Source organism: Arthrobacter globiformis NBRC 12137 (assembly GCF_000238915.1).
GTDB classification, from domain to species: domain Bacteria; phylum Actinomycetota; class Actinomycetes; order Actinomycetales; family Micrococcaceae; genus Arthrobacter; species Arthrobacter globiformis.
Window position 1 is genome coordinate 294029 of record NZ_BAEG01000085.1, and the last position, 12841, is coordinate 306869.

Consider the following 12841-nt stretch of genomic DNA (forward strand, 5'->3'; position numbering starts at 1 on the left):
TTCATGCCAGGCTGGCCGCCGCCGGACAGAACATCCGGGGACTCCCCCAGAATAGCCAGCGGGGCGCCGGCTGGCTAGGGAAACCATGCGGTGGCCGAAATTCAGTCCAGCTTCCCGTTGACCGGCCGCTCCCGGAACAGCCGCAGCGCAGCGTCCACCAGGGACACCCGGTTGAGCGAGCCGACGTCGGGCAGCGGTATCCACGCGGCGTGCGTGGTGGTGCCGTTCTCTTCGTGGGTGAGCTCCCCGCCCGTCACCCTCGCCTCATACACCAGGCGGAGCGCCTGGAAGTCGCGGTCCGCCCCGTCCAGCCGAGAATCCGCCGGCCAGTGCCCGACGTCGATCCCGAGCATCGCACCGATTTCGGCGTGGTAGCCGGTCTCCTCGAAGACCTCACGGATACAGCCGTCCACCGGGTGCTCGGCCAGGTCCAGCCCGCCGCCGGGCAGCGTCCAGCCTTCCTTGCCGTCCTGCTTCCAGTACGCCAGGAGGATGGCGCCGTCGCGGATGATCACCGCGTAAGCGGCGGGCCGGGTGTCAAAGAGAACGGTCATGGCTCCAGCGTAGCCCGCGCTATCCGCGTGCAGGCGGCCGGCCGCGGACCCGGTCCTAGGCCTGGTCGCGGACGAGCAGCGGGACTCCGAAAACGGGGTCCTGCTCCAGGATCCGCACGTCGTGGACTCCTGCCACGGCCAGATGCTGCCGGAACGATTCCTGGAGCCGGACAACGTTCATGCCCAGGCCGCTGCCCAGAATGACCGGTCCGTCCAGCCCTAGCTGCCGGAGGACCTGGGCAGCCATGTCCGCCAGGTCCTTGCCCGCCTGGTCGATCAGGTCCCGACTGACCCTGTGGCCGGCGTCGGCCGCCTCCACCACGAGCCGGGCCTGCTGCGCCCAGAATCGGCGTCCGGTGTCCGGGGAGTGGAAGAGCGCGATCAGCTTGTTCGGGTCATCGGTGTTGCAGGAGTCCAGCAGCGCCCTGGTCAGCTCGTCCGGTTCCTGCCCCTGGTTCATCCGCCGCAGACTGTGCCGGACGGCTTCCCTGCCCAGCCAGTAGCCGCTGCCTTCGTCGCCCAGGAGGTAGCCCCAGCCGCCGGCCCGCGCCTCCTGGCCGGCGCCGTTCGCGCCCCAGGCCGCCGAGCCGGTGCCTGCAATGACTGCGACGCCGGTGCTGGCGCCGCCTGCCGCGAGCAGGAGCCGGGAGTCGTGGACCACCGTAATCCGGGCCTCCGGGACGTGCGGCTCGATGAGTGCGGCCAGGGCAGCGGCATCCTCATCGGTGTCGATCCCGCCGGCGCCGGCGTAGACCTGCGCTACCGTGCCCCGGCCGATTTTGGCGAAGAGCTCCGCGAGATGCGCCGCGGCGTCCTCACGGCTGACGTTCTGGACGTTGGCGCTCCCCACGCTCTCATCGGCTACCGGTTCCCCGTGCTCGAAGCGGACGCCCCGCGTCTTGGTGCCGCCGATGTCGAGGCCGATCACGACGTCGCTGGGCTGGGCGGCGCCGGACGGGGCGGCGCCGGACGGGGCTGTGCTGGACGGGACGGGGGCCGCACCGGATAGGTTGTCAGAACTAGTCATCTGAACAGACTACTGATCAGCCCCAAGGAGCCGGCCATGCCCCACGCCCAGTTTGATACCCGCATTATCGCAGCGCCCATGGCAGGCGGGACGTCCACGCCGGGCTTCGTCTCGGCGGTCCACCGCGCCGGAGGACTGGGCTTTCTCGCCGCAGGGTATAAGACCGCGGACGCCGTCAGCGCTGAAATCCGCGCCTGCCGGGACGCCGGCGTCCGGTTCGGCGTGAACGTTTTTGTACCGGACCATGCACAGCTGAACCCTTCCGCCGACGCCGTGGCAAGGCTGGAGGAGTACCGGAGCAGCCTTGGCCGTGACGCCGGGCGCTACGGCGTGGCCGTGCCGCCCCTGGTGCTGGACGACGACGACGCCTGGCAGGAGAAGATCGACCTCCTGCTGCAGAACCCCGTTGAACTGGTCAGCTTCGCGTTCGGGCTGCCCGATTCCGCAGTTGTCGAGGCGCTCCGGAAAGCGGGGTCGACCATCCTCGCCACCGTCACCAGCCGCGCCGAGGCTGAGCTGGCAGCGGACCGCGGAGCCGATGCCCTCGTCGTCCAGCACACCAGCGCCGGCGCCCATTCCGGTGCTTTCCTGCCCGGGACGAAACCCGGCGGCATGCCGCCGTCGACGGCTGACCTGATCCGGGAGGTGGGGGCCGCCGTCGACCTTCCGCTGATCGCGGCCGGCGCGGTGTCGGACGCCGCCGCCGTCAGGTCGGCCATTGCCGCCGGGGCGGTTGCCGCGCAGGTGGGAACGGCGCTGCTGCGGACGGACGAAAGCGGCGCGCGCCAACTGCACAAGGACGCCCTTGGCGATGACCGCTTCACCGAAACAACACCCACCCGAGCGTTCACCGGCCGCTACGCACGGGCACTCGTCAATGACTTTGTCCGCGACCACGGCGACGCCCCTGAAGGTTACCCCGCCATCCACCACCTGACATCCCCCATCCGCGCGGCAGCAGCGGCCGCGGGTGACCGGGAGCGGCTGAACCTCTGGGCAGGAAAGGGCTGGCGCTCGGCCAGGACCGGCCCCGTGGCCGAAGCGGTGGGCGCGCTGCTGGACAGTTAAGCGCCCGGTGAGGAGCCCGGCGCCAACGGCCGGTCAGGCACCCGACCGGGCCCGGACCAGCTCAGCCAGCAGCGCCGGCCCCTCCTCCAGCACCATCATCCGGAAGAGGCGCAGCGCGTCCGGTTCGCGCTCCCGCGCGCCGCGGCGCTCGCGCCAGGCCAGACCGATCTCGCGGTATGCCAGGTCCGATTTCAGCGCAATTTCGACCCAGCCCAGGTCGCCGGTGGCTGCCGTGACGCCGCGGCCCGGGCCGCTGCCGCCCTCCGGGGGAAGGATGCTGACTCCCAGCCCTGCGGACACCAGGCCACGTGCGGTGTGTGAATCCTGGCTTTCAAAGGCAATCCGCGGCCTGAAGCCCGCCTCCCTGAACAGGGCATCCGTCAGCGAGCGCAGCCCGTAGCCGGATCCGAGCGCAACGAACGGGTCTTTCCGGATCTCCGCCATAGCCACCGACGTCCGGCCTGCCAGCGGGTGCCGGTGGTGCACCACAAGCCGAAGCGGTTCACGGTACAGGGCGGCCGAGCCGATGGTTCTGGCAGCGGGTGCCACGGGTGCGGTCAGGGCGAGATCGGCGGCGCCGGAGGAAAGTTCCGCCAGGCAGCTGTCGCGGGAGCCCTGGCTGAGGTCGAACTCCGTCTGCGGGTAGCGGCTCCGGAACGCGCTGATGAGCAGCGGCAACGTCGCCTCGCCGAATGTGTGCTGGAAGGTTACGGCGATCCGGCCGCGCACCACCTCCGACTCGTGCCGGACGAGGTCAAGGCCGGCGCGGAACTCGGCGAGCGCCGATTCCACATAGGGCAGCAGCGTCGCGGCAGCAGGCGTGAGCCTTACTCCCCTGCCGTCCCTCACCAGCAGGTCGGTTCCCACCACGGCACTGGCGCGCGCCAGTGCGCGGCTGACCGTCGACTGCGGAACGCCAAGCAGCTCGGCGGTTTCGGTGATGTGCTGTGTCCGCCCAATCTCCGCCAGCAGCGGCAGAACCGGCAGCAGCTGCACGAGCTGCCTGTGTTCGATGTCCACGGTTTCCTCCGTCAATCAATCCGTTGCAGCATGAATTATCGATGAATCATGCATTGGATGCTAGGTCAGCCTAGATCTACGCTGAAGGCATGCCAACGCCCCGCACCCACGGAACCCAGCCGAGCGACTCCCGGCCCGCGCCGGCAGCGCGGGCAGAACCGGTGGCAGGGACAGCCGTCGAGTGGAACGGTCATCCCAAGGGTTCACAGGCCTACGGCAGGATCCTCGCCGGCTTGGCGTTTGCCGGGGTGGCCACCTTCGCCCAGCTCTATTCCACCCAGGCCGTGCTCCCCGTCATGGCCGCCGAGCTTCGGGTGAGCGCCGCGGAAGCCGCGCTGACCATTTCACTGGCCACCGTGGGTCTCGCCGTCACCGTCATCCCCTGGTCGTTCCTTGCGGACCGGATCGGGAGGGTGAAGGCCATGACCTGGGGGATCTGCCTGGCCACGGCGCTGGGACTGCTGGTGCCTCTGGCCACGTCCTTCCCCGTCCTGCTGGGCCTCCGCATGCTGGAGGGCATGGCCCTGGGCGGTATCCCGGCCATTGCCATCGCCTACCTCAACGAGGAGATCGACCGGGCGCACGGTGCCGTAGCGGCCGGAAGCTACGTCGCGGGCACCACCCTGGGCGGCCTGGCCGGCAGGCTTGTGGCCGGTCCGGCGGGGGAACTGTGGGGATGGCGCGCCGCCGCGCTCGCCGTCTCCGTCCTGGCCACCGCGGCCGCGGTACTCTTCCTGGTCCTGATTCCCAGGGCCCGCGGCTTCAGCCCGGCCCGGGGCGTAGGCCTCCGCGGAGCGGCCAGGACCCTGTCGGGGCACCTGGCCAACCCCCGGCTGATGGCACTCTACGTGCAGGCCTTCCTGCTGATGGGCGGCTTCGTGGCCGTCTACAACTATCTCGGGTTCCGGCTCTCCGGCGAACCGTTCAGCCTGCCGGCCACGCTCATCAGCCTCATTTTCCTGGCCTATCTGTCAGGCACCGTGACCTCACGCTGGGCCGGAACCCTGACGCAGCGCTTCGGCCGGCGCACGGTGCTGCTGGCAGGCATCGGGGTGATGGCGGCGGGCCTGGCCCTCACCCTCACCCAGGTGCTGGTGCTGATACTGGCCGGCCTCATCATCTTCACCGGCGGCTTCTTCGCGGCCCACAGCATCGGTGCTGGCTGGACCGGAGCCATCGCCCAGTCGGGCCGGGCACAGGCAGCATCGCTGTACAACCTCGCGTACTACCTCGGCTCCAGCATCCTGGGCTGGGCCGGAGGACTGGTGTTCCAGTCCCTCGGCTGGCCGGCGCTGGCGGCCGCCGTCATCATCCTGGGGTGTGCGACGGCGGTGATCACCGCCGTCGCACACCCCACCTCCGGGCGCCGGCGGCGGCAGCGCCAGCCGGACCAGGCAACCCTGCAGCTTCCCTGAATAATTCGCCGCCGAAGCGGGCAGAAAACCTGCAGATGTTCGGAAGTGGCGCCCGCCTGTGAATGTCTTGGCAACATTGCCGCCGCTAAGATGAACGGAGAACACTTCAGGAGGATCCGTGAGCAGCAACCCGAAGAATATTCGGCCGCCGGCGGGGCACGAGCCGCTTGACGCCATCGATGAGCGGCTGCTGGCGGCCCTGGTGGACGATGCCCGGATATCCAACAAGCAGCTGGCCGAGCTCGTCGGCATCGCCCCCTCCACCGCCCTCATGCGCACCCGCGCTCTTTCGGACCGGGGCATCATCCAGGGATTTGAAGCGAAACTGAGCCTTTCCGCGATTGGCCGGTCGGTCCAGGCCCTGATCGCCGTCCGGCTCCGCGCCCACGACCGGGAGCAGATCGACCGGTTCACCTCCCGCGTCCCCAAGCTGCCCGCAGTACTGTCGACCTTCCACACGTCCGGCTCGGTCGACTATCTGCTGCACATCGCCGTCGCCACCACCGAGGACCTGCGGGACTGGGTTCTGGACAACCTTGCCACCGACCCCGTGGTGGGCCACACCGAAACCACACTGGTGTTCGACCACATGCAGGGCAACCACGGGCCGCTGCCGGAACAGGACTGACCCCCGGCTGGGTCAACCGACGGGCGACGGGCCAACCGGCGCTGCCTAGCGGCGGGGAAGGAGCAGCCCCGAGTGGGCTGCCCCCAGGACATCTCCACGCAACAGGCTCAATTCGTCGCGGCGCCGCGCCGCGTCCCGCTGCTGCCGGACGGCTTCCTCCGGAACAACCCGGCGCCGTTCCGCCCATTCCACCAGGCCGGCGCCTATGCGGACGGCAACGGCTTCCAGCATGGAGGCACGGCGGTAGCCGGGGACGGACTGGTTGACCGATAGAGCGCTCATGGCTCTTTCCTTTCGGGACTCTCTGACTGTTCTGTGTTGTGTGACTCCGCTTCGGCGGGGTACTGGGTCTTGCGCTGGCCGCGGGTGCCTGCGGACGCGGGGACACCGAGGATGGGGAAGGCATTGAAGTGGATCTGGACCGGCCGGGCACCCTCCTGGTCCCCCTCGCCGCGGATCTCCTCCAGCAGCCGGTAGGAGAAGGCCTCCATGGCCTGCGTGTAGGCGCCCAGCTGCTCCTCGTTCATCCGCACATTGGCGGTGCTTACGGTGGCGGCCTCCAGCCAGTCGCGCTCCAGGGTGTCCGCGCCGTGCGCCATAAAGTCGGCGAGCGCGGCCTGGCGGCGGAGCTCGAATTCCCGGTTCACCAGCCGCGACGCTTCCTGGGTGGCGGGGGAACTGGCGAGCTCAGGCGACGAAACCTCAATGGCGCCGCGCGGCCGCTCCCACCACCGCTCCCGCGCAGTGCCTTTACCCTCCACCTCCCGGACGAAGTCGTGCTTGGCCAGCTGGCGCAGGTGATAGCTCGTGGAGCCGCTGGACTCCCCCAGCAGCTCGCCGAGGCTGCACGCCGTCTGCGCACCGTAGCGGGACAGCATCTCCAGGATCTGGACCCGCAGCGGGTGCGCGAGGGCTTTGAGGGAGGCCGGATCCATCTTCCGGACGGGGAACGGCAGATCCTGCACGTCGGGGGCTTCAGAGTTCGGCTTAGCTGCCATATCGCAAGGCTACTCTTGCAAAGATTTCTTTGCAATGGTTATTTTGCAATCAATCCTTTGCAATCGTTTCTTTGCAAGATGCTTCTTACGACGGCGATACCGCCGCGCGCGCTGCTACCGCCTGCTGGTTCGGGCCCGCTCCTACTGGCGAAGGCTGCGGCGCCACGTGATCGCTGCGAGCAGCCCCGCCGCGCAGGCGCAGGCTGTCACGAATCCGGCGACGGCCGCGTCGAGCCCGAAGGCCGCCGTCGCCATCCCCAGCCCCATCACGGGGACAGCACTTCCGAGGTAAGTGATCACATAAACGGTACTGATGATCTGTGCGTGCCGGGATGCCTCCACCTTGCCCGCCACGTCGTTGAAAACAGTCCGGAAGGCGACGCCCTGGCCGGCGCCTGCGGTCACGCTCGCGGCAACCAGCAGCCACGGGTTTCCGGCGGCACCCGCGGCCGCGAGGAGCGCCACCGCGCCGCCCAGCACCGCCAGCCCCGCCGGCACCGCGAACCTGCTCCGGACGGCGACCAGCTGGCTCAGGGCGGACGATCCCAGGGTCAGCCCGGCGAGCAGGCCGATCAGCGGCCGCGAATCGGTGCCGAGGATCTTGGCGAAATAACCGGGCGCGAGGGACAGGCAGAAGCCGAAGACGGCAAAGCTCAGGAAGCCGACGGCCGCCGCCAGCCAGAATGCGCCCCGGGCCTCGCGGGACACTGTGGGCCGGCGCGGTGCCAGCGCCTTCAGCGGGCGGGGGCCGGCGGCAGGCTTGATGGCGGGACGGGCCCGCAGCAGGTACAGCGGGACGAGCAGGGCGGCCAGGACGAGTGAATGGATGAGGTAGGGCGTGGTGGTGGAGCCGGGCAGGAGGGAGAGGATCCCGCCGATCGCGGGTCCCGCCGCCACTCCCCCGGCCGAGGCCAGCAGGGTGAAACGGGAGGCCCACTCCGGGCGCTCCGGCAGTAGTTCGCGCAGTGCCGCCGAACTGGCCCCGGTGGCCAGGGCGACGGCGACGCCCTGGAGCGCCCGCCCGCCGCACAGTCCGGCAAGAGTGTCCGCGGCCGCAAAGACCAGGCCACCGGCAAGCCCCGTCAGCACGGCAAGAACGAGGGCCGCACGGCGCCCGATGTGGTCGGACCAGTGCCCTGCGAGCATGAGCGTGGCCACGAGCGCCAGGACGTAGGCGGCGAACGCGACGGTGATGCCCAGGGAACCGATGCCCAGCCGTACCTGCAGTAGCGGATACAGCGGGGTCGCCAGGTTTGCTCCCACCAGGAGCGTGAAAATGACGACGCCGGCCATGGCCAGCCGTGCGGTGGTGGACGCATTCCAGCCCCAGCGGGTGGCCGTAACCGGACGCATTCGAAGTTCGCTAAAGACGGTCATGCCCGTGCCCTTGCCTGTGTGTCCGCGGAACCTGCCCCTTGTGGGGGCTGCTCGCACGGATGGAATCTTGGTATCTAAAGAATGCGGCAGGAGTGCGTACCCGCGCGTCCTTCTGTGGGAATATTGAGCAAAACCATCAAACTTTGGCCGGATTCATGAACCGGAGTGACGATTTGAACACCTTGGACCCCACGGATCTGAAGATCCTGCTCGAGCTGATCCGCGACCCCCGCGTCCAGATCGGCGAGCTGAGCGAAAAACTCGGCATTGCGCGGAACACTGCCCAGTCACGCGTGCGCCGGATGCTGCGCTCCGGCATACTGCACGACGGCGGCCGCGAGATCGACCTCGAAGCGGTGGGATACGACGTCGTCGCCTTTGTGACGATTGAAGTGACGCACCGGGAGCTCGACGGCGTGATCGCCGCTTTGCGGCTGATTCCCCAGGTCCTCGAAGTGCACGAGATCTCCGGCCGGGGCGACGTCTGGTGCCGGGTGGTGGCCACGGACACGCAGAATCTCCAAGGCGCGCTGCGTTCGATCCTGCGCATCAAGGGCGTGATCCGCACCGAAACGGTGCTGGCCCTCCATACCCACATCCCGTACCGGACCGAGCCGCTGATCAGCCGCCTCGTTCAATCGTCTCCGGGGCCCGCGGCCCTCCGGCCGGAATAGGATTCGAGCATGGACTGGCTCTCTTACTTCTTTCAGGTCAACTGGCTTGCGGTGCTTCTTGCCTTCGCCGCGAGCATGGCCATCGGCTTCGTCTGGTATCTGCCCGCCGTGCTCGGCAGGCGGTGGATGGAGGCCGTGGGCAAGACAGAGGAGGACCTCAGGAACACTGACGGCGGCGCCGGAATCTGGGTTCCCATGATGGCAGCTGCAGCCCTGACAGCCATCCTGCTCGCAGTTCTGATCAGCAAGCTCGGACTCGACAACGCGCTGGCCGGCGGATCGTTCGCCTTTGTGCTGGCAGTGGTTTTCCGCGTAGGCGGCCACGTCATCCACAACGGGTTCGCCGGACGCCCTGCCGCGGTGACGCTCATCGACTCCGGCCACGATGTCCTCGCCGTGACAGCTGCCGGAGTCATCATCGGCGCGATGTCCTGACCCCACGCGATGTCCTGACCCAAAGTCCTGACCCAACCAGACGGAGACCTGCAGACTGTGACCATTATCGACAACGCCGTCTACGTCGACGGGGTCCGCACCGCGGAACCCGGAAACCTGGAACAGACGTTTGAAACCCTGGACAGCCACGGCGGAATGGCCTGGATCGGACTGTACCGTCCCTCACAGGCCGAAATGGCCGCCGTCGCCGAGGAGTTTGGCCTCCACGAGCTGGCCGTCGAGGACGCTGTATCGGCCCACCAACGGCCAAAGCTGGAGCGCTACGGCGACAGCCTTTTCACTGTTCTAAGGCCCGCCAGGTACCGCGATGACACCGAAACCGTGGAATTCGGCGAGCTCCACATATTCGTTGGCACGAACTTCGTAGTGACCGTCCGGCATGCCGAGATGTCCGGCGTCGGACAGGTACGCCGCCGTCTGGAGTCCAGGCCGGATCTCCTCCGCCACGGACCGCCTGCGGTGCTGTATGCACTGCTGGACCAGGTGGTGGACGACTACGCCCCGGTGGTTGCCGGGCTGGAAAACGACATCGACGAAATCGAAGACCAGCTGTTTTCCGGGGATTCCGCGGTGTCCCGCCGCATCTATGAACTCGCCCGCGAGGTTATCCAGTTCCAGCGGGCCATCCATCCGCTGCCGGCCATGATGCAGCAGCTCAACGAGGGATTTGACGACTTTGCTGCCGACGCCGAGCTCCAGCACAACCTCCGGGACGTCGAGGACCACGTGGAGCGGGTGATCTCGCGGGCTGATTCATTCCGTGACCTCCTGCAGAACGCGCTGACCCTGGACGGCACTCTCACCGCCAACCGGCAGAACGAGGCGAGCGCGCAGCAGAACGAACAGGTAAAAAAGATCTCGTCCTGGGCGGCCATCTTCTTCGCCCCGTCGTTCGTGGCCGGCGTATACGGCATGAACTTTGACCATATGCCGGAGCTGCATTGGGCCTACGGCTATCCCATGGCGGTGCTGCTGATGGCTGCCACGGCAGCCCTGATGTACCTCATCTTCAAGCGGAAGGGCTGGCTCTGATGGCCGGGTTTCACCGGGGCCTGCTCATCACGCCCGGCACGGAGCGGCAATTGGGCGCCTGCGGGCTGTTCAGGCCTTCCCCTTCCCAGCGGGACGTGCTGTCCCTCCCCGCCGGTCCGCTGCCGGTGAAAGGCGCCGACCCGGACATGCTGTGGGCCGGCTTTGCCGAGCTGTGCGGCGGGGATCGGTCGACGGCGGACTATCTCCTGCTGGCGGAGACGTTCCCGGCCTGGGTGGTGGACGGCATACCTTCACCTTCTGCAGAGTCCGCTGCCAGTCCGGCTGACTGGCAGCGGTTCCTGGCGTTGCTGGACGTCCTCCACGACCGGGACATCACTCCGTTCCTCATTACGCCGGTCCTGTTTGGCAGCTTCTCCGGCGCGCCCGACGCCGGTGCTCCTGGGGAACTGGCCGCCGTCCTGTCACGCATCGGAGCACGGCTCTCGGTGCTGAGAAGGATCGAGTCGGACGAACAGTTGGCGGATGAGCAGTCCGGCGGCTGCTAACAACAGCCGTAACCCTGCCGTCCCGAGCCGGTGGTGTCTGCTTACAATCGATTGACATCAACTACTGAGGGAATCATGAAGAAACTCACTACCGCCCTGCTTGCCGCCGGGTTCGTCCTCTCCGCTTCCGCCTGCGCTGCACCGCAGCTCACCACCGCACAGACCTGCGACCGGATCAGGACGGTTGTCTCGAACCCCACGAACTCCGTGGGCAAGACCGGCATGACCCGCCTGGCCAATCAGATCCGTCCCATCGAGGCCGTGTCCTCGGACGAGCTGCGCCCGGCGCTGCAGGCCATCCTGGAATACACGGACGAGTCCGCCAAGGAAACCCCGGACGAGGCGAAGCTCACCGAGCTGAAGACCGGCTACGAGCAGGCCGGCAGCACCTACAGCAGGTTCTGCGGCGGCCAGTAGCCCGCACTCCTACACGTCTGGCGGCCACGGGCGGGGTACTCCTCCCGACCTGTGGCCGCCTTTTGTGTTGGAAAAACAAGTCCGCCCCTGCATAGATGCGGACGAATCCGGCTCTGCCCCGCTTTTCCTGGTATGGCAGCTACACGCCCAAGCTTGGGAAAACCTTGGGCGTGCAGCGTCCGACCCCGCACCCGAGGGGTAGAAACGAAGCCTGGCTCTCAGGTTGCTCCGGCGTTTCATAGCGTGCAGGCTGCAGACTGTTCCTGTCCCTGAAGCAGAAGGTAGCCGCGAACCGCCGCTTCAGAACTGCCGGGTCCGGGAACGCATTCCCCCCATGTACTCCGGACCCGGCGGACAATTACCTCACGAACTCTTGATCCGAACCTGCGACGACAGTGTCAGGTTCTTGAGCTGTGTCCCGGACCATTTCATTGAGAATCGCAGGACGGCGTGGACAACTGGATGAGGTGGCTGCATGACGGAGGAGGACCCGAACGCGGGCCAGGACCTTCCGGTACTGGACGACGGCGCGCTGCAGGACCTCACGGAGGAAGCCGGTGAGGAGGTAGCGCAGAAGTTCATGGAGGAGTATCTGGTGATGCTCCCCGTACGGGCCGCCAAGATCTTCAAAGGTCTCACCCGCGGCGATACAGACACGACCCTTGAGGCCATCATCAGCCTGAGGGCCAGCTCAGGGATGGCCGGTGCGCAGCGGCTCGAGGCCTACTGCCGCAGCCTTGAGAGCGCGCTGAAGCACGGGCACAACCCGGACATGACGGCAGTGAAGGCAGTACTGTTCGCCAACATCCGGCAGGTAGTCCGGGAAGCATCCCGACGTGGCCATCTGCCGCCTAAATCCCACGGACCGTCGGGTCCTTGAGCTGCAGCCACACATTCCCCTGCCAGGCGTGCCCGGCCCCGGCATTGCCGCAGGAGTCAGCCGACGGGCCCTGGCAGAGATGCTGCGGAAGAACAAACGTCTACGTGGGCTACGAGGATGAGGGAGTACCAAGCCAGGTCAATTATCTTGATCCAGTATTGATCAGTTGCCGCTATGCCCTTGAGTCACGTGGAGGAGATTGTTCTCAGCAGGAGCGCTACCAGACAGGACCGGAATGAATTCCGGCGGGAGATAGGGAGTCCAGCAATGACAGTCCGGCCAGCGACGAACAGCACCAACGAGGTCTCCGAAGACAAGCCCGCGACTGCGTTCATGCCGGATAGCCCAACTCCATCGACCGGCATCCCGGAGCCAACTCCCGCTTCCAAGCAGCGGAAGCTGGCCCTTCCTGAGGTCTTCCCCGTATACCCATTCGTCTGACCATGCGTCCTGACGCGGTGTGGGGCCGGCGGCGACTGGGGGGGAGTTGCCTACTCTCGGAGGTACTCGTCGCCACCGGCCAAATACAGTTTCTCTTGGAAAGCCGGCTCGCACCCGAGTAGCCGGTACCCGAATCCGGCCCCTTTCCACCACCCGGCTCCGCAGGCGGGGCTGTCGGCACGTCCATGGGTCGCCAGCCAGGATGCAAAAACACCCCGGTCCGAAGACCGGGGTGTAACTGTGGAGCTAAGGGGATTCGAACCCCTGACCTCTTCGATGCGAACGAAGCGCTCTACCAACTGAGCTATAACCCCGTGGCGCCGTTTTCCAGAGGAACTTCAACGCCGG

The 12841-nt window shown here is 67.3% G+C and carries 15 protein-coding genes and 1 tRNA gene; 9 read left to right on the plus strand and 7 right to left on the minus strand.

What is annotated here, in order from left to right; genetic code table 11:
• Window positions 1–101: 101 nt before the first annotated feature.
• Both ARGLB_RS17980 and ARGLB_RS17985 read right to left on the minus strand, forming a co-directional pair.
• Window positions 102–554, minus strand: a complete 453-nt coding sequence (locus ARGLB_RS17980) for an NUDIX hydrolase (RefSeq protein ID WP_003805218.1) — start codon at window positions 552–554, stop codon at window positions 102–104.
• Window positions 555–609: 55 nt separating this feature from the next.
• The gene (locus ARGLB_RS17985; protein WP_003805219.1) at window positions 610–1581 is read right to left on the minus strand and encodes an N-acetylglucosamine kinase; all 972 of its coding nucleotides are present in this window, start codon (window positions 1579–1581) and stop codon (window positions 610–612) included.
• Between the two features lie 36 nt (window positions 1582–1617).
• Here ARGLB_RS17985 and ARGLB_RS17990 point away from each other — a divergent pair, with 36 nt between their 5' ends.
• The gene (locus ARGLB_RS17990; RefSeq protein WP_003805220.1) at window positions 1618–2649 is read left to right on the plus strand and encodes a nitronate monooxygenase; all 1032 of its coding nucleotides are present in this window, start codon (window positions 1618–1620) and stop codon (window positions 2647–2649) included.
• Window positions 2650–2682: 33 nt separating this feature from the next.
• Here the strand turns inward: ARGLB_RS17990 and ARGLB_RS17995 are convergent, their stop codons facing one another.
• The gene (locus tag ARGLB_RS17995; RefSeq protein WP_003805222.1) at window positions 2683–3669 is read right to left on the minus strand and encodes a LysR substrate-binding domain-containing protein; all 987 of its coding nucleotides are present in this window, start codon (window positions 3667–3669) and stop codon (window positions 2683–2685) included.
• 89 nt (window positions 3670–3758) lie between these two features.
• Here ARGLB_RS17995 and ARGLB_RS18000 point away from each other — a divergent pair, with 89 nt between their 5' ends.
• Both ARGLB_RS18000 and ARGLB_RS18005 read left to right on the plus strand, forming a co-directional pair.
• A complete protein-coding gene (locus ARGLB_RS18000) occupies window positions 3759–5084 on the plus strand; it encodes an MFS transporter (protein WP_085929208.1) in 1326 nt (441 codons plus the stop codon).
• A gap of 118 nt (window positions 5085–5202) precedes the next feature.
• The gene (locus ARGLB_RS18005) at window positions 5203–5712 is read left to right on the plus strand and encodes an Lrp/AsnC family transcriptional regulator (protein ID WP_003805226.1); all 510 of its coding nucleotides are present in this window, start codon (window positions 5203–5205) and stop codon (window positions 5710–5712) included.
• A 45-nt stretch (window positions 5713–5757) separates the two neighbouring features.
• Here ARGLB_RS18005 and ARGLB_RS18010 read toward each other — a convergent pair whose 3' ends face one another.
• The 3 genes from ARGLB_RS18010 to ARGLB_RS18020 all read right to left on the minus strand — a co-directional run bounded on the left by ARGLB_RS18010 (window position 5758) and on the right by ARGLB_RS18020 (window position 8087).
• Window positions 5758–5994 carry a hypothetical protein gene (locus ARGLB_RS18010; protein WP_003805228.1) on the minus strand — a complete coding sequence of 79 codons (237 nt, stop codon included), beginning with the start codon at window positions 5992–5994 and terminating at the stop codon, window positions 5758–5760.
• Window positions 5991–6710 carry an ArsR/SmtB family transcription factor gene (locus tag ARGLB_RS18015; protein WP_003805230.1) on the minus strand — a complete coding sequence of 240 codons (720 nt, stop codon included), beginning with the start codon at window positions 6708–6710 and terminating at the stop codon, window positions 5991–5993. The genes ARGLB_RS18010 and ARGLB_RS18015 overlap by 4 nt, the downstream gene beginning before the upstream one ends.
• A 141-nt stretch (window positions 6711–6851) precedes the next feature.
• Window positions 6852–8087 carry an MFS transporter gene (locus ARGLB_RS18020; protein ID WP_003805231.1) on the minus strand — a complete coding sequence of 412 codons (1236 nt, stop codon included), beginning with the start codon at window positions 8085–8087 and terminating at the stop codon, window positions 6852–6854.
• A 155-nt stretch (window positions 8088–8242) separates the two neighbouring features.
• On the opposite strand from ARGLB_RS18020, the gene ARGLB_RS18025 reads away from it, so the two are divergent.
• From ARGLB_RS18025 to ARGLB_RS18050, 6 genes are all read left to right on the plus strand, one after another.
• Window positions 8243–8761: an Lrp/AsnC family transcriptional regulator gene (locus ARGLB_RS18025; RefSeq protein WP_043419696.1), complete on the plus strand. Its 519-nt coding sequence runs from the start codon at window positions 8243–8245 to the stop codon at window positions 8759–8761.
• Window positions 8762–8770: 9 nt separating this feature from the next.
• Window positions 8771–9196, plus strand: a complete 426-nt coding sequence (locus ARGLB_RS18030; protein WP_003805235.1) for a DUF1761 domain-containing protein — start codon at window positions 8771–8773, stop codon at window positions 9194–9196.
• 57 nt (window positions 9197–9253) lie between these two features.
• A complete protein-coding gene (gene corA / locus ARGLB_RS18035) occupies window positions 9254–10249 on the plus strand; it encodes a magnesium/cobalt transporter CorA (RefSeq protein WP_003805236.1) in 996 nt (331 codons plus the stop codon).
• Window positions 10249–10755 carry an AFG1/ZapE family ATPase gene (zapE, locus tag ARGLB_RS18040; RefSeq protein ID WP_003805238.1) on the plus strand — a complete coding sequence of 169 codons (507 nt, stop codon included), beginning with the start codon at window positions 10249–10251 and terminating at the stop codon, window positions 10753–10755. Before corA ends, zapE begins: the two co-directional genes overlap by 1 nt.
• Window positions 10756–10830: 75 nt before the next feature.
• Window positions 10831–11172: a hypothetical protein gene (locus ARGLB_RS18045; RefSeq protein WP_003805240.1), complete on the plus strand. Its 342-nt coding sequence runs from the start codon at window positions 10831–10833 to the stop codon at window positions 11170–11172.
• A 475-nt stretch (window positions 11173–11647) separates the two neighbouring features.
• Complete coding sequence (locus tag ARGLB_RS18050; RefSeq protein WP_003805241.1) at window positions 11648–12052, plus strand: Hpt domain-containing protein; 405 nt, start codon at window positions 11648–11650, stop codon at window positions 12050–12052.
• Window positions 12053–12734: 682 nt separating this feature from the next.
• Here the strand turns inward: ARGLB_RS18050 and ARGLB_RS18055 are convergent.
• Window positions 12735–12807, minus strand: a tRNA-Ala gene (locus tag ARGLB_RS18055).
• Window positions 12808–12841 lie beyond the last annotated feature (34 nt).